Raw genomic sequence first — 26,124 nt, forward strand, 5'->3', positions numbered from 1 at the left:
CGGGGAGAGTAACCGACACCCGTGTGTGATCGCCGTAATGTGCGCCATGCCGCCCGCGCCTACAGTGGGGCCGTGAGCGAGGGCGTGACGAGCGAGCGCACGGGGACCGGGCCGGTGACGGGTGGCCCCTTGACGAGCGGCCCCGTGCCGGGTGATCCCGTGCCGGGTGATCCGGTGCCGGGTGGTCCCGTGACCGCCTCCGCCGAGACGCCCGGCGTCGTCCCGTCCAGCGCCCTCGCCGACACCGTGCTCGCCCGGCTCACGGAGATCTACCCCGCCGCGGGGAACCCGTTCCGGGCCCAGGAGATGGTCGCGTACATGAAGGGCGTGGCCCCCTTCCTCGGGGTGCGCACCCCGGAGCGCCGCGCCCTGTCCCGTACCGTCCTCGACGGCCTCCCCGCCCCCGACGAGCACGACTGCGCGGCCGTCGCCCTGCGCTGCTTCGCGCTGCCCGAGCGCGAGTACCACTACTTCGCCGTCGACTACCTGCGCCGCCACGTGAAGCGCTGCTCCTCCGCCTTCCTGCCGGTCGCCCGCCACCTCGTCACCACCGTCTCCTGGTGGGACACGGTCGACCACCTCGCCGCCCATGTCGTCGGCGGCCTCGTCGCCGCCGACGCCGGCCTCGCCGCCCGCATGGACGAGTGGATCGCCGACGACGACCTGTGGGTGGCCCGCACCGCCCTCCTCCACCAGCTCCGCTTCAAGGACGCCACCGACACCGAACGCCTCTTCTCCTACTGCCTGCTGCGCTCCGACCACCCCGACTTCTTCATCCGCAAGGCGATCGGCTGGAGCCTGCGCGAATACGCCAGGACCGCGCCGGCCGAAGTCCGCGCCTTCGTCACGCGGAACGACTCCCGCCTCTCCCCGCTCTCGGTGCGCGAGGCCCTCAAGAACCTCTGAGCGCCGCGTAATTCGGTCGACGCGGCCGCGCCCGGCGGCCATGATCAGGGGCATGTCCCGGTACGCCTTCCTCGCAGCGCCGTCCGCAGTCGCGGACGCGCCGAAGGCTGCCGTTCTCGTGTGCGGCGGCGACCGAAGCTGACCCTTCCCGGACCGTCCGGCGGACCCCACAGGGGGAGGGTCGGTCCGGCCCCGGGGTCCCCACACACGCTTCGCACACCGAAACGAGCGATTCAGCCATGCCCAAGCAGGCGTACGCGCGCACCAAGCCGCACCTCAACATCGGCACCATGGGGCACGTCGACCACGGCAAGACCACCCTCACCGCCGCCATCACCAAGGTCCTCAGCGAGCGCTCCACCGGCGGACCCACCGCCTACGTGCCCTTCGACCGGATCGACCGGGCCCCCGAGGAGGCCCGGCGCGGCATCACCATCAACGCCGCACACGTCGAGTACGAGACCGACACCCGCCACTACGCCCATGTCGACATGCCCGGGCACGCCGACTACATCAAGAACATGGTCACCGGAGCCGCCCAGCTCGACGGGGCGATCCTCGTCGTCTCCGCGCTCGACGGGATCATGCCGCAGACCGCCGAACACGTGCTGCTCGCCCGGCAGGTCGGCGTCGACCACATCGTCGTCGCCCTCAACAAGGCGGACGGCGCCGACGACGAGCTGACCGACCTGGTCGAGCTGGAGGTGCGGGAGCTGCTCACCGCGCACGGTTACGGCGGCGACGGCGTGCCCGTGGTGCGCGTCTCCGGCCTGCGCGCCCTGGAGGGCGACCCGCGCTGGACCGCGTCCGTGGAGGCGCTGCTCGACGCGGTCGACACCTATGTGCCGGTGCCCGTGCGGTACGTGGAGGCCCCGTTCCTCATGCCCGTCGAGAGCGTGCTCACCATCACGGGCCGCGGCACGGTCGTCACCGGCGCCGTCGAGCGCGGCACGGTCCGCGTCGGCGACCGGGTGGCCGTGCTCGGCGCCGACACCGAGACGGTCGTCACCGGCGTCGAGACCTTCGGCCGGCCGATGGAGTCGGGACAGGCCGGCGACAACGTGGCCCTGTTGCTGCGCGGTGTCCCGCGCGGCGCGGTCCGCCGCGGCGACGTGGTCGCGCGCCCCGGCAGCGTCGTGCCGCACCGCCGCTTCACGGCGCGGGTGTACGTGCTCTCCGCCCGCGAGGGCGGCCGCACCACCCCGGTCACGACCGGCTACCGGCCGCAGTTCCACCTCCGTACGGCCGACGTCGTCGGCGCCGTCGACCTCGGCACCCGTGCCGTCGCCCGTCCCGGCGACACGATCACCATGACCGTCACCCTCGGCCGCCCCGTCCCCCTCGAGCCCGGCCTCGGCTTCGCCATCCGCGAGGGCGGCCGCACGATCGGCGCGGGCACGGTGACCGAGGTGCTGTGACCGGCGGGACGATGGGGCCAGGGCCTCCGGTGACGCCGTGGGCGGTGGCCCGGCCCCGTGCCCCCGTGCCCCGGTGGCCCGGGTCCGGTGGTCCCGTTGCCGGTGTTCCGGTGGCACGGTTCCCGACCTGGCGCGGCGGCCGGCCCCCGCCCGTGGCCCGGGCTCCGGCATTCCGTGCCGGTTGCCCGGGCCTGGGTGCCTCCGGTGCCTCCGGGGACCGGTGCCTCGATGGCCCGGTACCCCGGTACCCCGGTACCCCGGTACCCCGGCCCCGTACCCCGGGGCCCCCGCCCACTGGCCCGGTGGCCTGGTCCCGGGTGTTCCGGCGCCCACGCGCCCCAGTGGCGCGCCTCCTCGCGCCCCAGCCCGCGCTTCGGCGCCCCGCGCCCCGGCACCCCGCCGGCTCGCCCACCGGAGCCCCGGATTCCGACCCCCTGCCCGCCGCCCGGCGGACCGCCTCCGGCAGACTCGGATCATGACCGAGACAGCGAGGCGTACGGCACTGGTACTGGGCGCGGGCGGTGTGGCCGGCGCGGGGTGGGAGATCGGGGTTCTGCAGGGCCTCGCCGAGGCGGGGACCGACCTGACGACGGCCGATCTGCTCGTCGGCAGCTCCGCCGGCGCGGTCGTCGCCGCGCAGATCGCGTCCGGGAAGTTCCCGCTCGACGCGCTCTACGAGAGCCAGCTCACCGCACCCGACGGCGAGCTCCCCGCCCGCTTCGGCATCGGCGGCATCCTGAAGTACACGCTCGCCGTCCTCGGCTCACGCACTCCCGAGGCGTACGGACGCAAGCTCGGCCGGCTCGGGAGCGCCGCGCGGACCGTCGCTCCGGAGGTCCGCCGGGAGGTCGTCGCCGGCCGGCTCGGGCCCGCCGTCGACTGGCCCGAGCGGCCGCGGCTGCTGATCACCGCCGTCGACGCCGACAGCGGCGAACTCGCCGCCCACGACAAGGACGCCGGGATCCCGCTCGTCGACGCCGTCACCGCCAGCTGCGCCATCCCCGGCGCCTGGCCGGTCGTCGAGTGCGCCGGGCGGCGCTGGATCGACGGCGGTCTCCATTCCACCGCCAACGCCCATCTCGCCGCCGGTTACGAGCGGGTCGTCGTCATCGCGCCCAGCGCCACCGGCAACAAGGTGATCCTCTCCCCGGCCCGCCAGGGCGCCGACCTCGCCGCCGCCGGCGCCCGGGTCGAGGTCATCACACCCGACGCGGAGTCCCGGCAGGCCTTCGGCCGGGGCTCCCTCGACCCGGCCCTGCGGACGCCGGCCGCCCGCGCCGGACGGGCCCAGGCCGCCGCCCACGCCCGGGCCGTCGCGGAGCTGTGGGCACAATGAGGGCGTGAACGAGCAGATTCCCGTCATCCGCGACGTCGACTGGGGCACCGCCCGGCTCATGCCCGACGTGGACACCGAGCGGGGCTGGCTGCTCACCGTCGACGGCGCGCCCCAGTCGTACGTCGACCTCGACGACCCGACGCACCTGGAGTTCGAGTACGCCCAGCGGCTCGCCCATGTCGTCGACCTCGCCGCCGAGGAGGGCGCCCCGCTCGACGTCGTGCACCTGGGCGGCGGGGCGCTCACCCTGCCCCGCTACGTCGCCGCCACCCGGCCCGGCTCCCGGCAGCAGGTCGCCGAGGCCGACCGGGGGCTGCTCGCCCTCGTCGCCGAACACCTGCCGCTCCCGGACGACTCCGGGATCACCGTGCACGGCGCGGACGCCCGCGCGTGGCTGGAGAGCGCGCCCGACGCCTCCGCCGACCTGCTGATCGCCGACGTCTTCGGCGGCTCACGGGTGCCGGCCCATCTCACCTCGATCGAGTACGCCCGGCAGGCCCGGCGGGTGCTGCGCCCCGGCGGCACCTACGCGGCGAACCTCGCGGACGGCGCCCCGTTCGCCTTCCTCGGCTCCCAACTCGCCACCTTCGTAGCCGTGTTCCCCGAGATCGCGCTGATCGCCGAACCGTCCGTCCTGCGCGGACGCCGCTTCGGCAACGCGGTCCTGCTCGCCTCCGACCGCGAGATCGACACCGCGCGGCTCGCCCGCCGCACCGCGGCGGACCCCTTCCCCGCGCGGGTGGAACGGGGCGGGGCCCTGACCCGTCTCACCGCCGACGCCCGCCCGGTCCACGACACCGACGCGGTCCCGTCCCCCGTCCCGCCGAGCGGCGGCTTCGGCATCGGCTGACCCGGTGGCCGCCCGTCGCGTTCGGAAACCGGATGCGGCGCGGCGGCGCGGTGGTGTGTGATCGGGGCCATGGGGACGGTTCTGGGAAAGTCGGGAACGGACGGGCTGCGCGAGGCCGTTGACGCGCTGCGCGGGTGGCAGGAGGACGGGGCGCCGACGCAACTGCATCCGGGGGACATCGGCTGGTTCTGGCGGTCGGGTGCCGAGGCGACCGCCGCGGCCGTCCGGACATGGCGCCGCGACGGACGGATCCTCGCCGTCGGCCTGCTGGACGGACCCCGGCTGCTGCGGCTGACGACCGCGCCGGACGCCCGGCGCGACGAGGCGCTGGCCCGGCGGCTGGTGGCGGACCTGACCGAGCCCGAGCGCGGTGTGCTGCCCGAGGGCAGGGCGAACGTCGAGGCGCCGACGGATGCGCTGGTCCAGGAGCTGCTGGCCGAGGAGGGCTGGGGCCTGGACGAGCCGTGGACGCCGTTGTGCCGCGACCTGACGGAACCGGTGGAGGACCCGGGCGTACGGATCGAGGTGGCCGGGCCGGACCGGGCGCCGGCGTTCGCCGCCGTCCACCGGGCGGCGTTCGCCGGGTCGACGTTCACGGACGAGCGTTGGCACGCGATGGCCGGCGGCGTGCCGTACGCCGACGCCCGGTGTCTGGTCGCGTACGACGACCGTGGCGAGGCGGTGGCGACGGTGGCGGTCTGGTCGGCCGGTCCGGGCAGGCCCGGCCTGCTCGAACCGATGGGGGTGCACCCGGACCACCGCCGGCGGGGCCACGGCAGGGCGGTATCCCTGGCCGCGGCCGCCGCGCTCCGGGAGCTCGGCTCGTCCAGCGCCCTCGTCTGCACCCCGAGCTCCAACACCGGCGCCGTCGCCACCTACACCTCCGCCGGCTTCCGGCCCCTCCCCGAGGTCAGGGACCGGCACCGCGACGCCTGACGTCCCGCGGGGCGCGTGTCCGGCCCGCCGGCCGTCGGTGTCCGACGGCCTGTCGGGCCTGTCGGGCCTCTCGGCCTGCCCGGCACGCGCTGCCGCGCTTCGCCTGCCGGCCGGTCCGGCTACGGTGCCTTGAGCTCCGTGGCGGCCCCGGCCGCTCCGGCGGCCGTATCGCATCCCGCGGCCGGACCGACGGCCCCGGCCGTCCCCGGGCCCGTCACCGGTCCCGTGGCCGTCCCGGGACCGGTCGCCGCGACCGCGCCCACCGCTCCGGGTCCGCCAGCCACCTGCTTCGTACGGCGGGTCAGATTCCGTACGTCCGGCACGAGGAGGACCAGCGCCGTGACGACCACGATGAGCGCCGCCGAGCCCCACAGCGCGTTGCTCCGGCCGAAGGCGCTCTCCGCGGGGCCCGCCAGGGCCGTGGACAGGGGCAGCATGGCCGTCGAGCCGAACCAGTCGTACGCCGAGACGCGCGACAGCTTGTCCTCGGGGATCTCCTGGTGCAGCGCGGTCATCCAGGAGACGCCGAAGACCTCGATCGCCACTCCGCTGACGAACATCGCGACCGACAGCCCGACCACGTCGAGCGGCACGGCGAGCGCCGCCGACGGCAGGGCGATCGGGAAGACGCACAGGGTGCCCACGAGCAGCATCCGGCGCGGCTTCCAGCGGGCCATCAGGAGCGCGCCGCCGAGGGTGCCGACGCCGAACGCCGCCAGCGCGAGTCCCCAGGGCCGTGCGCCGCCCAGCTCGTCGCGGGCGACCAGCGGTCCGTAGACCGACTCGGCCGCGCCGACCAGGGCCACCACGATGGAGAACTGGGCGACGATCGACCAGAGCCAGGGGCGGCCGACGAACTCGTCCCATCCCTCCCGCAGATCGGACAGCAGCCCGCCGCCCGGCGCGCGCTCGGGGATGTGCCGGACGTCGAGGAAGGCCCGCAGCGCGCCCGCGACGGCGAAGGCGGCCGCGTCGATCGCGAGGACCCAGCCGGGGCCGACGGCCGCGATCATCGCGCCGCCGAGCGCGGCGCCGCCGATGCCGGCGCCGTGCATGGCCATCCGGAAGAGGGCGAAGGCCCGGCTGGCCTGCTCGCCGCTGACGCTGGACATCAGCATGCCCTCGGCGGCCGGGCTGAAGAACGCCTGCCCGGTGCCGCACAGCGCGGTGAGCAGCATCATGTGCCACAGCCGCGCCTCGCCCGTGAGGACGAGCACGGCGAAGACGGCCTGCGAGGCGAAGTTGAGGGCGTTGGCGGCGACCATCACCCGGTGCCGCGGCACCCGGTCGGCGATCGCGCCGCCGATGAGCAGGAAGAGCACCAGCGGGAGCGTGCGGGCCATCGCGACCAGGCCGACGTCCCCGCCGTCGCCGCCGGACTGGATGACGGCGAACGCCGCCGCGATCAGGGCGCCGTGGGTGCCCAGGTTGGTGACGATCGCGGCGGCGGTCAGCAGGAGGTAGTTGCGCCCGGCCCAGCCGGGTATCCGGGCGCGGGCGCGGGTCAGGACGACCCCGGCGCTTCGGGAGCGAGGCGCACGGTGGAGACGATCTGCTTGATGGTGGCGTCCGGGAGCTCGCCCTTCACGCCCTTGGCTGCGTACAGCACGAAGGAGGAGAAGTCGCCCTTGGCGTTCTTGAAGGAGAAGGCGACGGACTTGCCGTCCGACTCGCACGCGTTGCGCTTCTTGATGCCGGGGGCGACGGCCGTGGCCATGCTGCCCTGGAGACCGGCCGTGGTGGTGAAGGGCACGGCCTTGGTGATCTTGATGGTGCCCTTGGGCATGTGCTGGGCGTAGCCGGCCCAGACCCAGTTGCCGGCCTCGTTGTAGGCCGCCTCGGCGGTGTCCTTGGCGCCCTGGCCGCCCTTGGTGCCGGCCGAGCTCAGGCCCCAGGTCTCCTCGGTGCCGTTCTGGTCGGTGTCGAGCGCGCACCAGTTGCTCTTGAAGTAGGCGGGCGACGACATGGTGATCACCGGGCCGCCCTTCTTCTCGTCCTCGAAGCCCGTGATGGTGGTCGGCTTCGACAGCTCCCAGTCCGGCGGCACGTCGAACAGCGTGCCGTACTTCGGGTTGTAGACGACCTTCCAGCCGGGGATCGTCGGCTGGTGGCCGGCCCCGTCGCGCGGGTTGTCGATCGACGGCGAGGCCGGGGCGGCCGGCGTCGCGGACGCCGACTGCGACGGCTTGGGGTCGTCGGCCTGGTCGTTCTTGTCGTCGCCCTTGCCGAGGACCAGGTAACCGGCGACGCCTGCGGCGGCCAGCACGGCCACGGCGGCCACGATGGCCACCACGGTGGTCTGCTTCTTCTTCCCGCCGTCACCGCCGCCCGGCTGCACCGGGCCCGGCACCGCGTACTGCGGCACGGTCGGCTGCTGGTACGGGTTGGGCTGTCCGTAACCGCCGGGCTGCGCGCCCGGCTGCTGCTGGTACGGGTTGGGCTGCCCATAGCCACCGGGCTGTGTACCCGGCTGTTGCGGGTACGGGTTCGGCTGGCCGTACCCGCCGGGCTGCGCGCCCGGCTGTGCGTACGGGTTCTGGTTCGGGTCCTGCGGGTTCTGCTCGCCCCCGGGCGGCTGCTGTCCTGGCCACATGGCCAGTAACGATAGAGGTGCGGCCGGTGGCAGGCTACGGCCGCCCCCGTGCGGGGATGGCGAAGACTGCTACCCACGGGTAACATCGCGGCCCATGAGCGCAGACCAGATGACCGTCGGCGAGATGCTCGCCGCCACGGTGCCCATGGCCAGGACCCTGAAGCTGGAGTTCCTGGAGACCACCGCCGAGCGCGCCGTCGTGCGCCTGCCGGACCAGGCCGACTACCACAACCACGTGGGCGGCCCGCACGCCGGCGCCATGTTCACCCTTGCCGAATCCGCCAGCGGCGCCATCGTCCTGGCCGCCTTCGGCGACCAGCTGGGCCGGGCCGTACCCCTCGCCGTCAAGGCCGAGATCGGCTACAAGAAGCTCGCCATGGGCGTTGTCACGGCCACCGCCACGCTCGGCCGCCCGGCCGCCGAGGTCGTCGCCGAACTCGACGCGGGGCAGCGCCCCGAGTTCCCCGTCCGGATCGACATCACCCGCGAGGACGGCGCCGTCACCGGCGAGATGACGGTCGTCTGGACCCTGCGCCCGAACTCCTGACCCGCCCGCGGGCCGTGGCGCCGGGTCAGGAGGCGGTGCCGGGGCGCGGCCTGGTGTCCGGACCGCTTCCGGACCGCCTCCAGACCGCTTTCGGACCGCCTCCGGACCGCCTCCTGACAGGGGGCGGGTCCGTCGGCGGACCGGGGCCGGGGCGCGTCCCGGAGTCCTCGACTCCTCGGCACGGCGGCGCCGAATCGGACGAACCGTCACGCATAGTGCGATCAACGCATGATCGCAGGAATCGTGCCGGTTCGAAGGAGCGCCGCCGTGCCCCACGCATCCACCCCGGACCCGCAGGACCAGCCCACGACCGCTCCCGCACCGCGCCCGGTCTCCCGGCGCCGGCTGCTCCTCGCCCTCGCCGGCGCGGCCGCCCTCACCGCCGTCCCCGCCGGCCCGGCCCGGGCCTCCTCCGCACCCGCCGGGCCCGCCGCGCCCTCGCCGGCCGGTGCCCGGGCGGCGCGAGCCGACGAGCGGGTCACCGCACTGCTCGCCCGGCTCACCCTCGACGAGAAGACCTCCCTGCTGCACGGCGCCACCGACCCCGAACGGCTCGGGCAGGCCGGCTACGTGCCCGGAGTGCCCCGGCTCGGCATCCCGGCGCTGCGCCTCGCCGACGGACCCGCCGGAGTGCGGGTCCGAGCGACCGCCACCGCGCTGCCCGCGCCCGTGATGCTCGCCGCCGCCTTCGACCCCGGCCTCGCCCGCGCGTACGGACGCGTCATCGGCCACGAGGGTCGCGCCCTCGGCCAGGACGTGCTGCTCTCCCCGATGGTCAACCTCATCCGCACCCCCTACGCGGGGCGGAACTTCGAGACCTTCTCCGAGGACCCCCTGCTCTCCGCCGACCTCGTCGCCGAGGAGATCCGCGGCATCCAGGCCGAGGGACTGATCGCCTCCGTCAAACACCTCGCCCTCAACAACCAGGAACGCGACCGGAGATCGGTCGACGTCCGGGCCGGCGAACAGACACTCCACGAGACCGAACTCCGCGGCTTCGAGGCCGCCGTCGCCGCCGGCGTGGGCACCGTCATGGCCGCGTACAACAAGGTCGACGGCGCCTACGCCACCGAGAACGGCGCCCTGCTCACCGACATCCTCCGGGACCGGTGGGGCTTCGACGGCTGGGTCATGAGCGACTGGGGCGCCGTCCACTCCACCGGGCCCGCCCTCACCGCCGGCTGCGACATGGAGATGCCCGGCGGCGCCCACTACGGCGCCGCCCTGCGCCGCGCCGTCCGCGAGGGCCGGATCGCCGAATCCGTCGTCGACACCGCCGTCCGCCGCATCCTCTCCGTACGCGAACGCTTCGGCCTCCTCGACGAGAAGACCGCCGTCCGGCCCGAGCGCGACGCCCGGGCCGGGGCCCGCCTCGCGCTCCGCGTGGCCACCTCCGGCGCCACCCTCCTGCGCAACGAGGACGGCACGCTGCCGCTCACCGGCCGCGCCGCCCGCTCCGTCGCCGTCATTGGCCCCACCGGCGCCGTGCCCTTCGTCAGCGGCGGCGGCAGCGCCCATGTCGTCGCGGACTCCGCCGTCAGCCCGCTCGACGCCCTGCGTGCCCGGGCCGGCGACGGGGCCACCGTGACGTACGCCCTCGGCGAGGACGTCCAGGGCAAGCCCCTCACCGACGCCGGTGTCCGCGCGGAACCCGCCCGCTCCCTCGACTCCCTCGACGACGTGGACGTCGCCGCCGGCGAGATCTGGACCTACGACGGCACCCTCGTCACCACGGACGAGGACGACTGGAGCTTCTTCGTCCACCACAGCGGCCGACGGCCCACCGTCACCCTCGACGGCGACGACCTCTACCGGCCCGGCAGCGCCACGTACGCCACCGGCGGGGTCGGCGGTCGCGCCGACGACGGACTGGCCGTGCTCCGCGCCGACCGCCGGCTCGCGGCCGGCCGGCACCGGATCACCGTCACCGCCCAGGGCGGCGCCGACGGCCAGCGCTTCCGGCTGCGCGCCGCCAACGGCGCCACCCGGGCCGCCGACCTCGCCGAGGCCGTGGCCACCGCCCGCGCGGCCCACAGCACCGTCCTCTTCGCCTACGAGGACGCCACCGAGGGCCGCGACCGCACCAGCCTCGCCCTGCCCGGCCGCCAGGAGGCCCTCATCCGGGCCGTGACCGCGGCCAACCCCCGGACGACCGTGGTCCTCAACACCTCGTCGGCCGTCACCATGCCGTGGCTGGCCGACACCGCCGCCGTGCTCCAGATGTACTACCCCGGCCAGGAGGGCGGTCCCGCCACCGCCGCCGTGCTCTTCGGTGACGTCGACCCCGGCGGCCGGCTCACCCAGACCTTCCCGCTCTCCGAGGACGCCCACCCCACCGCCGGCGACCCCCGCCGCTACCCCGGCCTGAACGGCGTCGAGGAGTACAGCGAGGGGATCCACGTCGGTCACCGCTGGTACGACGCCGAGGACGTCACCCCGCTCTTCCCGTTCGGCCACGGCCTGTCGTACACGACGTTCGCCTACGAGCGGATCGGCGCCGTGCCCGCCGGCGACGGGCTGCGGGTCACCTTCACCGTCGTCAACACCGGGCCGCGCACCGGCATCGAGGTGGCGCAGGTGTACGTCGGCCCCTCGCCGGACCTCGCGGCCCTCGGCATCGACCAGCCGCACCGGCTCCTCGCCGGCTACCGGCGGCTCCGGCTCGCCCCCGGTGAACGGCGCCGGATCACCATCCCGGTGGAGCCCCGGACCCTGTCCTCGTGGGACGGGGCCCGGCACCGCTGGGTCCTGGGCACCGGCCGCCGCGAGGTGTGGGCCGGGGCGTCCTCCCGCGTGCTGCCGCTGCGGGCCGAGGCCGTCGTCGGCCCTCGGTGACCGGGTAGGCTGCCGGGGTTCGGTCGCCGATACGGGAGAGGTAACCCGCGTGCACGTCCAGGAGTGGCTGGAGACGATCCCGGCGGTCGCCGTCTACGCGCTGGTCGGGGTGGTGATCGGCCTGGAGAGTCTGGGCATCCCCCTGCCCGGCGAGATCGTCCTCGTCAGCTCGGCTCTGCTGGCCTCCCAGCACGGCGACATCAACCCCTACGTCCTCGGCGCCTGCGCCGTCACCGGCGCGATCGTCGGCGACTCGATCGGCTACGCGATCGGCCGCAAGGGCGGCCGGCCGCTGCTCGCGAAGCTCGGCAGGAAGTTCCCCAAGCACTTCGGCGAGGCCAACATCGCCCTCGCCGAGCGCTCCTTCCAGAAGTGGGGCATGTGGGCGGTCTTCTTCGGCCGCTTCGTCGCCCTGCTGCGGATCTTCGCCGGGCCGCTCGCGGGCGTGCTGCGGATGCCGTACTGGAAGTTCGCCATCGCCAACGTCTTCGGCGGCATCCTCTGGGCGGGCGGCACCACGGCCGTCATCTACTCGGTCGGCATCGTCGCCGAGGCCTGGCTCAAGCGCTTCTCGTGGCTCGGCCTGGTGCTCGCGGTCGTCTTCGGCCTCGCCTCGATGCTCGTCCTGAAGAACCGCGCCAAGAAGGCCGCGGCGGCCGCCTCCACCGAGGCGACGCCGATCGTCGAGGAGCCGTCGGCCGTGGAGAAGCCTTCGGTCGCGGGCGCGGCGCCGGCCTCCGAGGGAGTCCCGGCCTCCGAGGGAGCCCCGGTCGCCGCGCGGGCGGCGAGCGCCGCGGCCGAGTAGGTCCGGGCCCCGGCGGCGAGTGGGCCCGCCCCCGCCGCCCGGAGCGGGCCCCCGCCGCTCCGGGACGGTCGCTCGGGGCCCGACCGCGGCCGCGGCGAGAACGTCTCCCGCCGCTACCCGCCGAAGGCCTCGGCGTGGCTCTTCGCCAGGTGCAGGTACATCTCGGCGTTGAGACGGATGCCCGCCTGCTCCTCCTCGGTCAGCGGGCGCCGCACCTTCGCGGGCACGCCGGCGACCAGGGAGCCCGGCGGCACCTCCATGCCCTGCGGGACGAGGGCCTGGGCGGCCACCAGCGAACCGGCGCCGATCCGCGCCCCGTTGAGGATCGTGGCGCCCATGCCGACCAGGACGTCGTCCTCGATCACACAGCCGTGAACGGTCGCGTTGTGGCCGACCGTCACGCGCGCCCCGATCGACACCGGGAAGCCGGGGTCGACATGGACCGTGCAGTTGTCCTGGACGTTGGCGTCCTCGCCGATCTCGATCGGCCCGCAGTCCGCCCGCAGCACCGCGTGGTACCAGACGCTGGCACGCGGCCCGAGCGTCACCTCGCCGAGGACCACCGAGGTCGGCGCCGTGAAGGCCGTCGGATCGACCTTCGGCTCCTTGCCGCCCACGGCCCTGATCAGAGCCCCCGACACCTCGGACACCCTGGCCGGCTCCGGCACCTCTGCCATGTTCTCGCTCCTGCTCGTTCGGATCGTCGGTCGCGCCTCGGGCGGAACACTAGTCCGGCCTCATGACGGACATCACAGCGCACCGCGGTGATCAGCCACGACGCCGCCGACTACCGTGTCCGGGTGCCCCGGAACAGAAACACGTTCTCATCGCTGACCGCCTGGCGGCGCCGTGTCGTCGCCCGCGCCCTGCAGAGCGGCTGGCGCCGGATCCAGCAGGCGGGCGCCGTGACGGCCGAGCACCCGGGGCGGCTGCGCTTCCGCCGGCTCGGCGAGGGCACCCGGCTCGCCTTCCCCCAGGGCTCCGTCTTCGGTGAGCCGTGGATCGAGATCGGCGCGTGCTGCATCATCGCCGAGCAGGTCACGCTGACCGCCGGGATGCTGCCCGACCTCGACCTCGGGGCGGACACCGTGCTGACCCTCGGCGACGGGGTCGTCCTCGGCCGGGGCAGCCACGTCATCGCGGACGCGCCGATCACCATCGGCTCGGACACCTACTGCGGCCCGTACGTCTACATCACCTCGACGAACCACAGTTACGACGACCCGGACGTCCCCGTCGGCCGGCAGTGGCCGCGCTCGGCGCCCGTCGTCATCGGCCCGGGCTGCTGGCTCGGCACCGGCGCCGTGATCCTGCCCGGCGCCCGGCTCGGCCGGAACGTGGTGGTGGCCGCCGGGGCCGTCGTACGGGGAGAGGTGCCCGACCACGCCGTGGTGGCGGGCGCGCCCGCGAAGGTGGTCCGCTCCTACGATCCCGAGCGGGGCTGGCAGCCGCCGCTGCGCACGCCCGCGCCCCAGCCGATCCCGGCCGGGATGACTCCCGAACAGCTGGCCGCGCTGGCCGAACTGAGCCTCGAGGAGCTCGACCGGCTGAACGGCCTGGCCGGGCCGGCGAACCCGCCGCGGCGGAGCGGCGTGGCCGGGGGAGCGGGTGTTCCGGAGCGAGGCGGGGAGCCCGGGCAGGAGCACAGGCCCGGACCGGTGCACCTGGGCGAGCCCGCGAGCTGAGGGCGGGCAGGGCGCCGGAGTTCCCGCCCGGGCGTGGCAGCGCCGGTGGCCGTGGCGGCGAACCTCACTGAGCAGGCGCATGTCTCCGGGCCGGCGCATGTCTCCGGGCCGGCGCACGTGTCCGGGCCGGCGGACGTCTCCGGGCCGGCGCACCTCACCGGGCCGGTACACGTCTCCGGGCCGGTGCACCTCACCGAACCGGCGCCCCGCACCGAGATAGTGCACTTCTCCGCGCCTGCGCGCCGACGGCGGCACGCGTGGCCCGGGCCGGCCGTCAGCCCGTGGCGAGCAGGACCGTGCCCACCAGCGCGAGGCCCGCGCCCGCCGCCTGCACCGATCGCAGCCGTTCCTTCAGCACGCCGCGGGCCGCCAGGGCCGTCACCACCGGGTAGAGGCTGGCGAGGACGGCGGCGACCGTCACCGGGCCGTGCTGCGCGGCGAGCGCGTAGGTGCCGTTGGCGGCGACGTCCGCGAGACCGACGAAGGCCAGCGCCGGCACCGCCGCCGCGATCGCCCGCAGACCGCCGTCGCCTTCCGGCAGCTCCCGCCCGCCACGCCGGACGGAGAGCCACAGGGCCCCGCCGCCCACGACCACATTGGTCACCCGCTGCACGAACAGGGCGAGGAAGAGGCCGGTCAGCGTCGTGGAGGCCTCGGCGATCAGGGCCATCACCGCGCCGAAACCGAACGCGGCGACCAGGGTGAGCAGCACCGCCTGCCGCCGCACCGGCGCGCCCCGCAGCTCCGGGCCGCCCGCGAGGACCACGCCCGCGATCGCCACCACGATCCCGGCGAACTGGAGCAGCCCCGGCCGGTCGCCCAGGAGCAGGCCGACCCCGACGGGGACGACCACACCGAGGGAGCCGAGCGGGGAGACCACGCCCATCGGGCCGAGGGCGAGGGCCTTGTAGAAGGCGAGCATCGCCGCCGGGCCGACGACGCCGGCCGCGACCGCGTACCAGAGCAGGGGCCCGGCCTCGCTCAGGGCGCCGGTGGCCAGCACCAGGGTGCCGAGGACGACGACGGCGATGGCCTGGGAGACCACGACCACGGTCAGGGCGGGGAAACGGCGGGTGAGCAGCCCGCCCCCGAAGTCGGCGAGACCCCACAGGAGACTGATGGCCAGGGCGAACAACGCCGTCAGTGCCGTCATGGGGAGGGCCTCGCAGTACAGTGCAGTGAACAATCGGGTGCACCACACGGTAGTACAGCCTGTTGAACTCTGTCATTCAAAATATTGGACGGAAAGTGTCGGACCTCGATCAGCTCACCCAGTCGCTCGCCCGCAACCTGAAGCGCTGGCGCAACGAACGCGGCTTCACGCTGGACGCGCTCGCCGCCCGGGCCGGGGTCAGCCGCGGCATGATCATCCAGATCGAGCAGGCCCGTACCAACCCCAGCGTCGGCACCACGGTCAAACTGGCCGACGCGCTCGGCGTCTCGATCACCACCCTCCTCGACTACGACCAGGGCCCCCAGGTCCGCCTCGTCCCGCCGGACCAGGCCGTCCGCATGTGGTCCACCTCCACCGGCAGCCACACCACGCTGCTCGCCGGCACCGAGGCCCGCGGCCCGCTGGAGCTCTGGCACTGGACCCTCATGCCCGGTGACGGCAGCGCCTCCGACCCCCACCCCGACGGCACCACCGAACTCCTCCACGTCACCTCCGGGACGCTCACCCTCGTCGTGGAGGGCGAGGAGCACACCGTCCCGGCCGGCACCTCCGCCGTCTTCGAGAGCAACGTGCCGCACGCCTACCGCAACGAGGGCGAGGAGGCCGTGGAGATGACCATGGCCGTCTCCGTCCCGCCCGCCCGGTGACCCCGTCGGCCCGGCGCCCCCGCCCGCACGCTGAGACGGTCAACCCTCCCCGCCCGCGCGCTTGTTAGCGTGCCGGGCATGCGCGCACCCATCGGAGACTTCGACGACGCCCGGCCCGCCCCCGACTGCCTCGACCTGCTCACCGCACCCGTCGCCGCCGCCGTGCGGTCCTGGAGCGGAACGGTGCCGGCGGACCGGATCCTCTACGTGGACACCGACCCGGCCGTCGCCGACACCGCCGTCTTCGTCGAGCATTACGGACAGCGGCTGCTCGACGAGTCCGCGAACTGTGTGATCGTCGCCGGCAGACGCGGCGAGACCACCACCCTCGCCGCCTGCGTGGTCCGCTCCGGCACCCGCGTCGACGTCAACGGCGTCGTCCGACGGGAACTGGGCTCCCGCAAGGTGCGCTTCGCCCCGATCGAGACGGCGACCGGCGACACCGGCATGGAATACGGCGGCATCACGCCCCTGGGCCTGCCCGAGGACTGGCCGGTCCTCGTCGACGCGGCCGTCGTCGACACCGAGTGGGTGCTCGTCGGCAGCGGCCGCCGGCGCGGCAAGCTCATCCTGCCGGGCAAGGCCTTCGCCGAGCTGCCCGGCGCCGTCGTCCTCGAGGGTCTCGGCGTCGGCCCCGAGCCGGAACTCAGCTGAGCTTCGGTATCTCGATCGCCGGGCATCGGTCCATGACCATGTCCACACCGGCCTCGCGGGTCCGTGCGTACGCCTCGTCGTCGATGACGTCGAGCTGGAACCACACGGCCTTGGCACCGATCGCGACCGCCTCGTCCGCCACGGCCCCCGCGAGGCCGCTGTTGACGAACACGTCGACCACGTCGACCGGGAACGGGATGTCCGCCAGGGACGCGTACCCCCGCTCCCCGTGCACCGTCTCCGCCTTCGGGTGCACCGGCACGATCCTCTTGCCGAAGCGCTGGAGGGTGGCCGCGACCCCGTAGGCCGCCCGCGCCCGGTTGGTGGAGAGCCCCACGATCGCCCATGTGTCGCCGCTCTCCGTGAGGATCCGGCGGACGGTCTCCCACTCGGTCCCGCTCTCCACGCTCATCTGATGCTGCCTTCCGTGAATCGACTGTTCGTCCTGGTGAACGACCCGTGACCGTCGGTCATTCCCGCGCCCGTCCCGATCCGACCCTGATCCCACCCCCATCCCGTCCCGTACGGGACCCCTCCCGCGGGCGCATAGGCTGGCGTGATGCAGGAGCAGTACCTGACGCTCGCCGCCGAGGGCGTCCACGAGACCGAGATCAACCGCTCGCGCTTCATCTGCGCGCTTGCGCCCGTCGCCACCGAGGAGGAGGCGCAGGCCTTCGTCGCGCGCGTCCGCCGCGAGCACCCGACCGCCACCCACAACTGCTTCGCGTACGTCGTCGGCGCCGACGCCTCCGTCCAGAAGGCCTCCGACGACGGCGAGCCCGGCGGCACCGCGGGCGTCCCCATGCTCCAGATGCTCCTGCGCCGCGAGATGCGCTACGTCGCCGCCGTCGTCACCCGCTACTACGGCGGCGTGAAACTCGGCGCGGGCGGCCTCATCCGCGCCTACGGCGGCGTCGTCGGCGAGGCCCTCGACGCCCTCGGCACCGTCACCCGCCGCCGCTACCGGCTCGCCACCCTCACCGTCGACCACCAGCGGGCCGGCAGGCTCCAGAACGACCTCCGGTCCGCCGGCCGCGCCGTGCGCGAGGTCACGTACGGAGCCGCCGTCACCATCGAGATCGGGCTACCCGACGCCGACGTGACGGACTTCACGGCCTGGCTCGCCGACGCGACGGCCGGCGAGGCGACCTTCGAACTGGGCGGGGAGGCGTACGGAGATGGCTGAGCCCGCCCGCTCGGCCACCGGCGTTGTCGTACCCCACCGATACGCTGCGGGACCATGAGGCTTCTGCACACGTCGGACTGGCACCTGGGACGCTCGTTCCACCGGGTCGCCCTGCTCGGCGCCCAGGCCGCGTTCCTCGACCACCTGGTGGCAACGGTGCGCGAGCACCAGGTGGACGCCGTCCTGGTGGCCGGCGACGTCTACGACCGGGCCGTGCCGCCGCTCGCCGCCGTCGAGCTCTTCGACACCGCCCTGCACCGGCTCGCCGACGCCGGCGTGCCCACGGTCATGATCTCCGGCAACCACGACTCGGCCCGCCGGCTCGGCGTCGCCGCCGGCCTCATCGAGCGCGCCGGCATCCACCTGCGCACCGACCCGGCCGGCGTGGGCACCCCCGTCGTCCTCGCCGACGCCCACGGCGACGTCGCCCTCTACGGCCTGCCCTACCTCGAACCGGCCCTGGTGCGCGAGCGGTTCGGCGCCGAGAAGGCCGGGCACGAGGCCGTGCTCGCCGCCGCCATGGACCGCGTCCGCGCCGACCTCGCCACCCGCCCCGACGGCACCCGCTCCGTCGTCCTCGCCCACGCCTTCGTCGCCGGCGGCGAGGCCAGCGACAGCGAGCGGGACATCACCGTCGGCGGCGTCGCCGCCGTGCCGGCCGGAGTCTTCGACGGCGTCGACTACGTGGCCCTCGGCCACCTCCACGGCAGCCAGACCCTCACCCCCCGGGTCCGCTACTCCGGCTCGCCCCTCGCCTACTCCTTCTCCGAGGCCGACCACCGCAAGACCATGTGGCTGATCGAGCTCGGACCCGACGGCGCGATCGACACCGCCGAGCGGATCGACTGCCCGGTGCCCCGGCCGCTCGCCCGGATCCGCGGCCGGCTCGACGACCTGCTCGCCGACCCCGCCCTCACCCGCCACGAGGATTCCTGGGTCGAGGCCACCCTCACCGACCCGGCGCGGCCCGCAGACCCCATGGCCCGCCTCACCGAACGCTTCCCGCACACCCTCAACCTGGTCTTCGAGCCCGAGCGCACCGACGACGACCCGCTCGTCTCCTACGCCACCCGGCTCCGGGACCGCAGCGACCAGCAGATCGCGGAGGACTTCGTGGCCCATGTCCGCGGCGGCACCGGACCCGACCACGCCGAGCGCACGGTCCTCCACGGCGCCTTCGACGACGTGCGGGTGGACGCCGCCGAGCGCGAGGTGAGCGGACGGTGAGGCTCCACCGCCTGTCGATCACCGCGTTCGGGCCCTTCGGCACCACCCAGGAGATCGACTTCGACGCCCTGTCGTCGGCCGGTCTCTTCCTGCTCCACGGACCGACCGGCGCCGGCAAGACCTCCGTCCTCGACGCCGTCTGCTTCGCCCTGTACGGAGCCGTCCCCGGCGCCCGCCAGAGCCCCGGCACCACCCTGCGCAGCGACCACGCCCCCGTCGGGACCTCCACCGAGGTCACCCTCGAACTCACCGTGGGGGAGCGGCGCCTGGAGATCACCCGCAGTCCCCAGCAGCAGCGCCCCAAGAAGCGCGGCGGCGGCTTCACCACCGAGAAGGCCCAGAGCCGGCTGCGCGAGTACGACTCCGAGACCGGCGAATGGCGGGCGCTCAGCAAGTCCCACCAGGAGATCGGCGAGGAGATCACCCAGCTCCTCGGCATGAGCCGCGACCAGTTCTGCCAGGTCGTGCTGCTGCCCCAGGGCGACTTCGCCCGCTTCCTGCGCGCCGACGCCGAAGCACGCGGCCGGCTCCTCGGCCGGCTCTTCGACACCCGCCGCTTCGCGGCCGTCGAGGACCGCCTCGCCGAGCTGCGCAAGGCCGCCGAACGGCAGGTGCGCGAGGGCGACGAACGGCTCCTCGCCCTCGCCCACCGGATGGCCCAGGCCGCCGGGGCGACCGCCCCCGGCGCCGCACCCGTCGAACAGCGCCCCGGCGAACCCGGCCTCGCCGAGGCCGTCCAGACCCGCGCGGCCCTCGCCCGCAGCGACGCCCGCGAAGCCCTCGACATCGCCCACCTCCGCCTCGCCGCGGCCGAACGGCGACAGGCCGCCGCCCGCGCCGCGCTCGACGCCGCCCGCGAACTCGCCGACCGGCAGGCACGGCACGCCGACGCCCTGCGCCGCCAGGAGGAGCTGGCCGTCCGCCGCCCGCAGCGCGACCAGTGGCAGACCGCCCTCGACCGCTCCCTCAAGGCCGACCGGGTCGCCCCCGCGCTCGGCCTGCGCGAGCACGCCGAGCGCGCCCACCGCACCGCGACCGCCGCCCGCGACCGCGCCCGGGCGGTCCTGCCGCCCGACCTCGCCGAGGCCGGCGCCGAACAGCTCTCCGCCGTGGAGCGCCGGCTCCGCGAGGAGCTCGGCGGCCTGGAGGCCGCCCGCCGGGCCGAACGGCGCAGCGCCGAGATCGCCGCCGAGCGCGCAGCCCTCGACCGCGAGGCCCGCGCCGACGAGGAGTTCCTCCTCGACGCCACCGCCTGGCTGGCCGGCTGGGAACCGCACCGGGCCGCGCTCCAGCAGCGCGTCGAGGCCGCCCAGGAGGCCACCGCCCGCGCCGAGCAGCTCGCCGGGCGCCTCGAACCGGCACGCCGACGGCTCGCCGCCGCCCGCCGCCGGGACGATCTGGCCGCCGAACTCGCCACCGCCCGGGAGCGGCTGAGCGCCGCCCGCGAGCGGCGCAACGAGGCACACGAACACTGGCTCGACGTCAAGTCCCGCCGCCTGCGCGGCATCGCGGCCGAACTCGCCGCCGCCCTCGAACCCGGCGCCCCCTGCCAGGTCTGCGGCTCCGCCGACCACCCGGCCCCGGCCCGCGCCACCGCCGACCACGTCGACCGCGCCGCCGAGGACGCCGCCTACGCCGCCTACACCCGCGCCGACGAGACCCGTACCACCGCCGAGACCGCCGTGGCCGCGACCGCCGAGGCCCACGAGGCAGCCCGCCGCGAAGTCCTGGCGGGAGCGCCGGCGGTCCGGGGCCCGGGCGGCGGCCGAGCGGCGGTCGGCGGCGGGGACGGTCCCGCCGGAGCGGCCGCCGGCGGCCCGGAGGCAGGTCCGGCCGGTCCGGCGTCCGGCGCCGACCGGACCCTCGCCGAGCTCGCCCAGGAGGGCACCCGTGACGAGGTCCTCGCCGGGGCGACGCCGGCGACCGGCCCGACCTCGTCCACCGGCGCCGCCGAGCCGGCCGGCGAGCCCACCGTCGCCGAGCTCGCCCACGAGGTCGACGCCCTGGCCCGGGAGCACGCCGAGGCCCACGCGCTCGCCGCGCGGACGCATGCCGAGCGCGAGGCGCTCGCGCGGGCCGAGCGGGAGTACGAGGAGCGGGTGGCCGCACAGCGCGACGCCGAGCGCCGGGTGGCGGCACGGACCTCGCGCCGGGAGGCGCTGGAGCAGCAGCAGGCCGCCCTGGAGGCCGAGCTGTCCGGCTCCCGTGGCGAGTCCGGCAGCGTCGCCGCGCACGCCACGCTGCTCGAGCGGCGGATCGCCCTGCTGACGGAGGCCGCCGAGACCGTGCGGGAGGCCGAACTCGCCGCGCGCGGACTGAAGGAGGCCGACGACCGGCTCGCCGACGCCGCCTTCAGGGCGGGCTTCGACACCCCGGTCGAGGCCGCCGCCGCGCTCCTCGACGAGACCGCGCGCCGCGAGTTCCAGCATCGCGTCGACGCCTGGCAGGCCGAGGCCGCCGCCGTCGCCGACCGCCTCGCCGAGGCCGCCACGGCGGCCGCCGCCGCGCTCCCGCCCGCCGACCCCGGAACCGCCGAGGCCGCGCACACCGCCGCCGAGCGGGCCCTGCGCGAGGCCGACACCGCGCTCGCCGCCGTACGCGAGCGGGTCGGCGCACTGGACCGGCTCTCCCGGCAGGTCGACACCGAGGTCCGCCGGCTCGGCCCGCTGCGCGAGCAGTACGAGCGGGTGGCGCGGCTCGCCGGCCTCACCGCCGGCACCTCCGCGGAGAACGAGCGCAAGATGCGCCTGGAGTCGTACGTGCTCGCCGCCCGCCTCGAACAGGTCGCCGCGGCCGCCACCGCCCGCCTCCAGCGCATGTCCTCGGGGCGCTACACGCTGGTGCACTCCGACGCCCGCAGCGGCGGCCGGCGGGCCGGTCTCGGTCTGCACGTGGTCGACGCCTGGACGGGCAACGAGCGGGACACCGCGACCCTCTCCGGCGGCGAGACCTTCTTCGCCTCCCTCGCCCTCGCCCTCGGCCTCGCCGACGTCGTCACCGACGAGGCCGGAGGGGTCCGGCTCGACACCCTCTTCATCGACGAGGGCTTCGGCAGCCTCGACGACCAGACCCTCGACGAGGTCCTGGACGTCCTGGACTCGCTGCGCGAGCGCGACCGCAGCGTCGGCATCGTCAGCCACGTCGGCGACCTGCGCCGCCGCATCCCGGCCCAGCTGGAGGTCGTCAAGGCGCGGCACGGCTCCGCGGTGCGGCTCCGTACCGGAGGAGAGGCGCTCAGCGGCTGATCGGGCGGCGGGGGAGCGGCGAGGAGTACACCACGCTGGTGGTGACCGGGCCGAGGGCGCCGACCTTCCCGGAGATCTGCTCCAGGTGCTTCATGGACCGGGCGGCGACCTTCATGACGAAGCAGTCGTCGCCGGTGACATGGTGCGCCTCCAGGACCTCCGGAGTCGTGGCGACGAGGTCGTGGAACGGCTTGTAGTTGGCGTGCGGATAGCGCAGCCGGACGAAGGCCAGGATCGGCAGCCCCAGCCGCTCCTGGTCGATGACGGCCGTGTAGCCGGCGATCACCCCGGCCTCCTCCAGGCGGCGCACCCGCTCGGTGACGGCCGAGGCGGACATCGACACGGCCCGTGCGAGCTCGGCGAAGCTGGCGCGGCCCTGCTCCTGGAGGGCCTCGATGATCCGCCAGTCCGTGGCGTCCGGGGTGTATCCGCTGGTCATGGGCGTGACCTTGCAGGGAAAAGCCCGGGAGATCAAGTCCTCCCGGGCTTTCCCACGATGCGGACCGATCCGGAAGCCACCCTTCAGAGCCGCGAGATCTCGTCCACCAGGTCGTCGAGCCCCAGCGGGCCCTGCGACAGGGCCGCCATGTGCCAGGCCTTCGCGTCGAAGGCGTCGCCGTGCGCGGCCCGCGCCTTCTCCCGGCCGAGCAGCCACGCCCGCTCGCCCAGCTTGTAGCCGATGGCCTGCCCGGGGACGGAGAGGTAGCGGGTCATCTCGCTCTCCACGAAGGCCGGCGGGCGGCTGCTGTGCTTCTGGAAGAACTCCTGCGCCAGCTCCGGGGTCCAGCGCTCGCCGGGGTGGAACGGCGAGTCCGCCGGGATCTCGAGCCCGAGGTGCATGCCGATGTCGACGATCACCCGGCAGGCCCGCATCATCTGGCCGTCCAGATATCCGAGCCGCCGCTCCGGATCGCCGAGGAAGCCCAGCTCGTCCATCAGCCGCTCCGCGTACAGCGCCCAGCCCTCGGTGTTGGCGCTGACCTTGCCGATCGTGGCCTGGTAGCGGGAGAGCCGGTCGGCCACGTGCACCCACTGCGCGATCTGGAGATGATGGCCCGGCACGCCCTCGTGGTACCAGGTCGACACCAGGTCGTACACCGGGAACCGGGTCTGCCCGTCGACCGGCAGCCAGGTGCGGCCGGGGCGCGAGAAGTCCTCCGACGGGCCGGTGTAGTACGGGGCGGCGGCGCCGCCGGGCGGCGCGATCCGGGACTCCACCCGCCGGACCCGCTCGGCCAGTTCGAAGTGGGTGCCGTCGAGGGACTTGATCGCCTCGTCCATCAGCTGCTGGAGCCACTCGCGCACCGCGTCCACCCCCTCGATGTGGGTGCCGTGCACGTCGAGGTGGGCGAGCGCCTCCCACGGTCCGGCGCCCGGCAGGATCCGCTCGGCCTCGCGCCGCATCTCGCCCAGGAGCCGGTGGTATTCGGACCAGCCGTACGCGTAGGCCTGGTCGAGGTCCAGGTCGGTGCCGTTGAAGAAGCGCGACCAGCGGCGGTAGCGCTCGCGGCCCACCGTGTCGGGCGCGTCGGCCACCGCCGGGGCGTACACGTCCCGCATCCAGTCCCGCAGCTCCACCACGGCCCGGTCGGCGCCCGCGCCCGCTGCCGCCAGCTCCGTCCGCAGCTCCTCGGAGACCTCCGCCCCGGCCGCGTCGTCGACGCCGCGGGCGAATCCCTCGAACCAGCCGCGGGCCGTGCCGTCGGGGCCGTCGCCGCCCGCGACCGCCCACTCCGTGAGCTGGCCGACGAAGGTGGCCGTCGCCCGGGGGCCGCCCCGCATGCCCCGCTCCAGACCGAGCGCGAGCGAGGCCCGGTAGCCCGTCAGGGCAGCCGGGACCGCGCGCAGCCGGGCGGCCACCGCCGTCCAGTCCGCCGCGGTCGCGGTGGGCAGCATGGTGAAGGACAGCCGCACGCTGTGCGCGGGGGAGCGGAGGTTGCTCACCACGCACAGGCCCTCGTCCGCCTCGTGCACCAGGAGCTGGGCGGTCAGCCGCTCCCGCAGCAGCCGGGCACAGCGCCGCTCCGCCTCGTCCTTCGCGTCCGGCTGCCGCTCGGCCTCGTCGAGGAGGACGAGGGTGCGCCGGGCGAGGTCGGCCACGGCCTCTTGACCGGCGGGCGAGAAGTCGGGCAGTCGGCCCGCGCTCTCCGGGACTCCCAGGAAGGTGCCGGTGATCGGGTCGAGTTCGATGAGCGCGTCGACGTAGGCGTCGGCGACCTGGCGGGGAAGGGCGATGCTGGAAGACTCTGGCATGGGTCTCATCCTGGCCCGTGCACCGCGCCCGCGTCATCCTCGACGGCTCTCATCCGATCTCAGTCGGCTGACATATGAGCGCCCGGCGTGGGCGGGAGCAGGGGGCCGCACTCCCACTGCTGGAAGATCAGCCGCGTCTCCACGCGTGCCACCTCACGCCGCGAGGTGAACTCGTCGAGGACGAGTCGCTGCAGGTCGGCCGGGTCGGCGACGGCCACGTGCACCAAGTAGTCGTCGGGACCGGTGAGATGGAACAGGGCCCGGGACTCCGGCAGGGCGCGGACCCGTTCCACGAACGGTCCGATGAGTTCGCGTCGGTGCGGCCGGACCTGGACGAGCAGCAGCGCTTCGAGCCCCCGGCCGAGTTTGGCCGGATTCAGCTGTAGCCGGTGTCCGAGGATCACGCCGGTGCGGCGCAGCCGGGCCACCCGGTCCAGACAGGTGGACGGAGCCACCCCGACCTCGGCGGCGAGCTCGCGGTAGGTGGACCGGGCGTCGTTCTGCAACAGGCGAAGAATGTGCAGATCGACCGCGTCCAGTACGACAGAATCGGCCATTGGCCGAACGTAGCACGGCGTTTTCCCGCTACGGTCCGGTATTCGTTCACAGTGCGGCGCATGGACACCTCCATGGACGCCTTCGCCGCCCCCACCCGGGCGCTGGCCACCGAAGCCGTGCACGCCGGCCGTGACGACCTCGCCGAGCTCGGCCTGCACGCCCCGCCGCTCGACCTGTCCACCACCTACCCGTCGTACGACATCCGGGCGGAGGCCGCCCGGATCGACGAGTTCGCCGCGACCGGGGCCCGCCCGGACGGTCCGCCGGTCTACGCCCGTCTCGACAACCCCACCACCGGGCGCTTCGAGACGGCCCTGGCCCGGCTGGAGGGCACCGACTCGGCGGTCGCCTTCGCCAGTGGCATGGCGGCGCTCAGCGCCGTCCTGCTGAGCCGGGCGAGCCTGGGTCTGCGGCATGTGGTGGCGGTACGGCCGCTGTACGGGTGCAGCGACCACCTGTTGAACGCCGGGCTGCTCGGTACCGAGGTCACCTGGACCGACCCGGCCGGTGTCGCGGACGCGATCCGTCCCGACACCGGCCTGGTCATGGTGGAGTCGCCCGCCAACCCCACCCTCGCCGAGGTCGACATCCGGGCGCTCGCCCACTCCTGCGGCTCGGTGCCGCTGCTCGTCGACAACACCTTCGCCACCCCGGTGCTCCAGCGGCCCGCCGAGCTCGGCGCTCGGATCGTGCTGCACAGCGCGACCAAGTACCTCGGCGGCCACGGCGACGTGATGGGCGGGGTCGTCGCGTGTGACGAGGAGTTCGCCCGCGGACTCCGGCAGGTGCGGTTCGCGACCGGCGGGGTGCTGCACCCGCTCGCCGGCTATCTGCTGCTGCGCGGCCTCTCGACGCTCCCGGTGCGGGTGCGGGCGGCGTCGGCGACCGCGGCCGAACTCGTCCGCCGCCTCCTCACCGACCCGCGGATCGCGCGCGTGCACTATCCGCGGATCGGCGGGGCGATGGTCGCCTTCGAGGTGTATGGGGACCCGCACGACGTGATCGCCGGGGTCAAGCTCATCACCCCGGCGGTCAGCCTCGGCAGCGTCGACACCCTGATCCAGCACCCGGCCTCGATCAGTCACCGCATCGTGGACGCCTCGGACCGGCGCTCGGGCGGGATCAGCGACCGGCTGCTGCGGATGTCGGTCGGCCTGGAGGACGTCGAGGACCTGTGGCGGGACCTGACCCAGGCGCTCAGCGCCGGGCCCGCCGAGTCCCCGCGCCCGGTGCGGGTCGCGCGGGCGTAGCCGTGCCCCGGCCGTGACC

Annotated in this window: 23 protein-coding genes; 15 read left to right on the top strand and 8 right to left on the bottom strand. The window is 74.8% G+C overall.

Annotated elements, in window-relative coordinates; genetic code table 11:
• Positions 1 to 189 precede the first annotated feature (189 nt).
• The 5 genes from ACFY7C_RS15760 (at position 190) to ACFY7C_RS15780 (ending at position 5,446) form a co-directional block, all read left to right on the top strand.
• Positions 190 to 906: a DNA alkylation repair protein gene (locus tag ACFY7C_RS15760; RefSeq protein WP_389652662.1), complete on the top strand. Its 717-nt coding sequence runs from the start codon at positions 190 to 192 to the stop codon at positions 904 to 906.
• Between the two features lie 239 nt (positions 907 to 1,145).
• Positions 1,146 to 2,324, top strand: a complete 1,179-nt coding sequence (gene tuf / locus ACFY7C_RS15765; RefSeq protein WP_389649772.1) for an elongation factor Tu — start codon at positions 1,146 to 1,148, stop codon at positions 2,322 to 2,324.
• 475 nt (positions 2,325 to 2,799) lie between these two features.
• Positions 2,800 to 3,660: a patatin-like phospholipase family protein gene (locus tag ACFY7C_RS15770; RefSeq protein ID WP_389649774.1), complete on the top strand. Its 861-nt coding sequence runs from the start codon at positions 2,800 to 2,802 to the stop codon at positions 3,658 to 3,660.
• Between the two features lie 4 nt (positions 3,661 to 3,664).
• Positions 3,665 to 4,510, top strand: coding sequence for a spermidine synthase (locus tag ACFY7C_RS15775; protein WP_389649777.1), 846 nt, complete (start codon positions 3,665 to 3,667; stop codon positions 4,508 to 4,510).
• A 69-nt stretch (positions 4,511 to 4,579) separates the two neighbouring features.
• The gene (locus tag ACFY7C_RS15780) at positions 4,580 to 5,446 is read left to right on the top strand and encodes a GNAT family N-acetyltransferase (protein WP_389649780.1); all 867 of its coding nucleotides are present in this window, start codon (positions 4,580 to 4,582) and stop codon (positions 5,444 to 5,446) included.
• 119 nt (positions 5,447 to 5,565) lie between these two features.
• Here the strand turns inward: ACFY7C_RS15780 and ACFY7C_RS15785 are convergent, their stop codons facing one another.
• Both ACFY7C_RS15785 and ACFY7C_RS15790 read right to left on the bottom strand, forming a co-directional pair.
• On the bottom strand, positions 5,566 to 6,954 hold the full coding sequence (locus tag ACFY7C_RS15785) for an MFS transporter (RefSeq protein ID WP_389652665.1): 1,389 nt from the start codon (positions 6,952 to 6,954) through the stop codon (positions 5,566 to 5,568).
• The gene (locus ACFY7C_RS15790) at positions 6,951 to 8,039 is read right to left on the bottom strand and encodes a hypothetical protein (RefSeq protein ID WP_389649783.1); all 1,089 of its coding nucleotides are present in this window, start codon (positions 8,037 to 8,039) and stop codon (positions 6,951 to 6,953) included. The genes ACFY7C_RS15785 and ACFY7C_RS15790 overlap by 4 nt, the downstream gene beginning before the upstream one ends.
• A 109-nt stretch (positions 8,040 to 8,148) precedes the next feature.
• On the opposite strand from ACFY7C_RS15790, the gene ACFY7C_RS15795 reads away from it, so the two are divergent.
• From ACFY7C_RS15795 to ACFY7C_RS15805, 3 genes are all read left to right on the top strand, one after another.
• Entirely contained in the window at positions 8,149 to 8,586 is a 438-nt protein-coding gene (locus tag ACFY7C_RS15795; RefSeq protein ID WP_389652668.1) for a DUF4442 domain-containing protein, read from the top strand.
• 267 nt (positions 8,587 to 8,853) lie between these two features.
• The gene (locus ACFY7C_RS15800; RefSeq protein WP_389649786.1) at positions 8,854 to 11,421 is read left to right on the top strand and encodes a glycoside hydrolase family 3 C-terminal domain-containing protein; all 2,568 of its coding nucleotides are present in this window, start codon (positions 8,854 to 8,856) and stop codon (positions 11,419 to 11,421) included.
• A gap of 49 nt (positions 11,422 to 11,470) precedes the next feature.
• Positions 11,471 to 12,226, top strand: coding sequence for a DedA family protein (locus tag ACFY7C_RS15805; RefSeq protein ID WP_389649789.1), 756 nt, complete (start codon positions 11,471 to 11,473; stop codon positions 12,224 to 12,226).
• Between the two features lie 113 nt (positions 12,227 to 12,339).
• Here ACFY7C_RS15805 and ACFY7C_RS15810 read toward each other — a convergent pair whose 3' ends face one another.
• Complete coding sequence (locus ACFY7C_RS15810; RefSeq protein WP_389649792.1) at positions 12,340 to 12,903, bottom strand: gamma carbonic anhydrase family protein; 564 nt, start codon at positions 12,901 to 12,903, stop codon at positions 12,340 to 12,342.
• Between the two features lie 123 nt (positions 12,904 to 13,026).
• Between ACFY7C_RS15810 and ACFY7C_RS15815 the strand changes: the two genes are divergently transcribed.
• Positions 13,027 to 13,911 carry an acyltransferase gene (locus ACFY7C_RS15815; RefSeq protein ID WP_389649795.1) on the top strand — a complete coding sequence of 295 codons (885 nt, stop codon included), beginning with the start codon at positions 13,027 to 13,029 and terminating at the stop codon, positions 13,909 to 13,911.
• Between the two features lie 274 nt (positions 13,912 to 14,185).
• On the opposite strand, the gene ACFY7C_RS15820 is transcribed toward ACFY7C_RS15815, so the two are convergent.
• A complete protein-coding gene (locus tag ACFY7C_RS15820) occupies positions 14,186 to 15,055 on the bottom strand; it encodes an EamA family transporter (protein ID WP_389652670.1) in 870 nt (289 codons plus the stop codon).
• A 104-nt stretch (positions 15,056 to 15,159) separates the two neighbouring features.
• Here ACFY7C_RS15820 and ACFY7C_RS15825 point away from each other — a divergent pair, with 104 nt between their 5' ends.
• Positions 15,160 to 15,732, top strand: coding sequence for a helix-turn-helix domain-containing protein (locus ACFY7C_RS15825; RefSeq protein ID WP_389649798.1), 573 nt, complete (start codon positions 15,160 to 15,162; stop codon positions 15,730 to 15,732).
• Between the two features lie 78 nt (positions 15,733 to 15,810).
• Positions 15,811 to 16,386 carry a YbaK/EbsC family protein gene (locus ACFY7C_RS15830; protein WP_389649801.1) on the top strand — a complete coding sequence of 192 codons (576 nt, stop codon included), beginning with the start codon at positions 15,811 to 15,813 and terminating at the stop codon, positions 16,384 to 16,386.
• Here ACFY7C_RS15830 and ACFY7C_RS15835 read toward each other — a convergent pair.
• Positions 16,379 to 16,798 (bottom strand): CoA-binding protein, encoded by a 420-nt coding sequence (locus ACFY7C_RS15835; protein ID WP_389649804.1) that lies wholly within the window; start codon positions 16,796 to 16,798, stop codon positions 16,379 to 16,381. The two genes, ACFY7C_RS15830 and ACFY7C_RS15835, sit on opposite strands and share 8 nt — an antisense overlap.
• Before the next feature lie 147 nt (positions 16,799 to 16,945).
• On the opposite strand from ACFY7C_RS15835, the gene ACFY7C_RS15840 reads away from it, so the two are divergent.
• Genes ACFY7C_RS15840 through ACFY7C_RS15850 form a run of 3 tightly spaced genes read left to right on the top strand, consistent with a single transcriptional unit; the run spans position 16,946 to position 22,044 of the window.
• Positions 16,946 to 17,572: a YigZ family protein gene (locus tag ACFY7C_RS15840; protein WP_389649807.1), complete on the top strand. Its 627-nt coding sequence runs from the start codon at positions 16,946 to 16,948 to the stop codon at positions 17,570 to 17,572.
• Between the two features lie 54 nt (positions 17,573 to 17,626).
• Positions 17,627 to 18,799 (top strand): exonuclease SbcCD subunit D, encoded by a 1,173-nt coding sequence (locus ACFY7C_RS15845; protein WP_389649810.1) that lies wholly within the window; start codon positions 17,627 to 17,629, stop codon positions 18,797 to 18,799.
• Positions 18,796 to 22,044, top strand: coding sequence for an AAA family ATPase (locus ACFY7C_RS15850; protein WP_389649813.1), 3,249 nt, complete (start codon positions 18,796 to 18,798; stop codon positions 22,042 to 22,044). Before ACFY7C_RS15845 ends, ACFY7C_RS15850 begins: the two co-directional genes overlap by 4 nt.
• On the opposite strand, the gene ACFY7C_RS15855 is transcribed toward ACFY7C_RS15850, so the two are convergent.
• From ACFY7C_RS15855 to ACFY7C_RS15865, 3 genes are all read right to left on the bottom strand, one after another.
• Positions 22,034 to 22,483 (bottom strand): Lrp/AsnC family transcriptional regulator, encoded by a 450-nt coding sequence (locus tag ACFY7C_RS15855; RefSeq protein ID WP_389649816.1) that lies wholly within the window; start codon positions 22,481 to 22,483, stop codon positions 22,034 to 22,036. The two genes, ACFY7C_RS15850 and ACFY7C_RS15855, sit on opposite strands and share 11 nt — an antisense overlap.
• Before the next feature lie 83 nt (positions 22,484 to 22,566).
• On the bottom strand, positions 22,567 to 24,297 hold the full coding sequence (locus ACFY7C_RS15860) for a DUF885 domain-containing protein (protein ID WP_389649819.1): 1,731 nt from the start codon (positions 24,295 to 24,297) through the stop codon (positions 22,567 to 22,569).
• Between the two features lie 59 nt (positions 24,298 to 24,356).
• Positions 24,357 to 24,854, bottom strand: coding sequence for an Lrp/AsnC family transcriptional regulator (locus ACFY7C_RS15865; RefSeq protein WP_389649822.1), 498 nt, complete (start codon positions 24,852 to 24,854; stop codon positions 24,357 to 24,359).
• Between the two features lie 60 nt (positions 24,855 to 24,914).
• On the opposite strand from ACFY7C_RS15865, the gene ACFY7C_RS15870 reads away from it, so the two are divergent.
• Positions 24,915 to 26,105, top strand: a complete 1,191-nt coding sequence (locus ACFY7C_RS15870; RefSeq protein WP_389649825.1) for a trans-sulfuration enzyme family protein — start codon at positions 24,915 to 24,917, stop codon at positions 26,103 to 26,105.
• Positions 26,106 to 26,124: the final 19 nt, after the last annotated feature.

Source organism: Streptomyces sp. NPDC012769 (assembly GCF_042901205.1).
Lineage (GTDB): Bacteria > Actinomycetota > Actinomycetes > Streptomycetales > Streptomycetaceae > Streptomyces.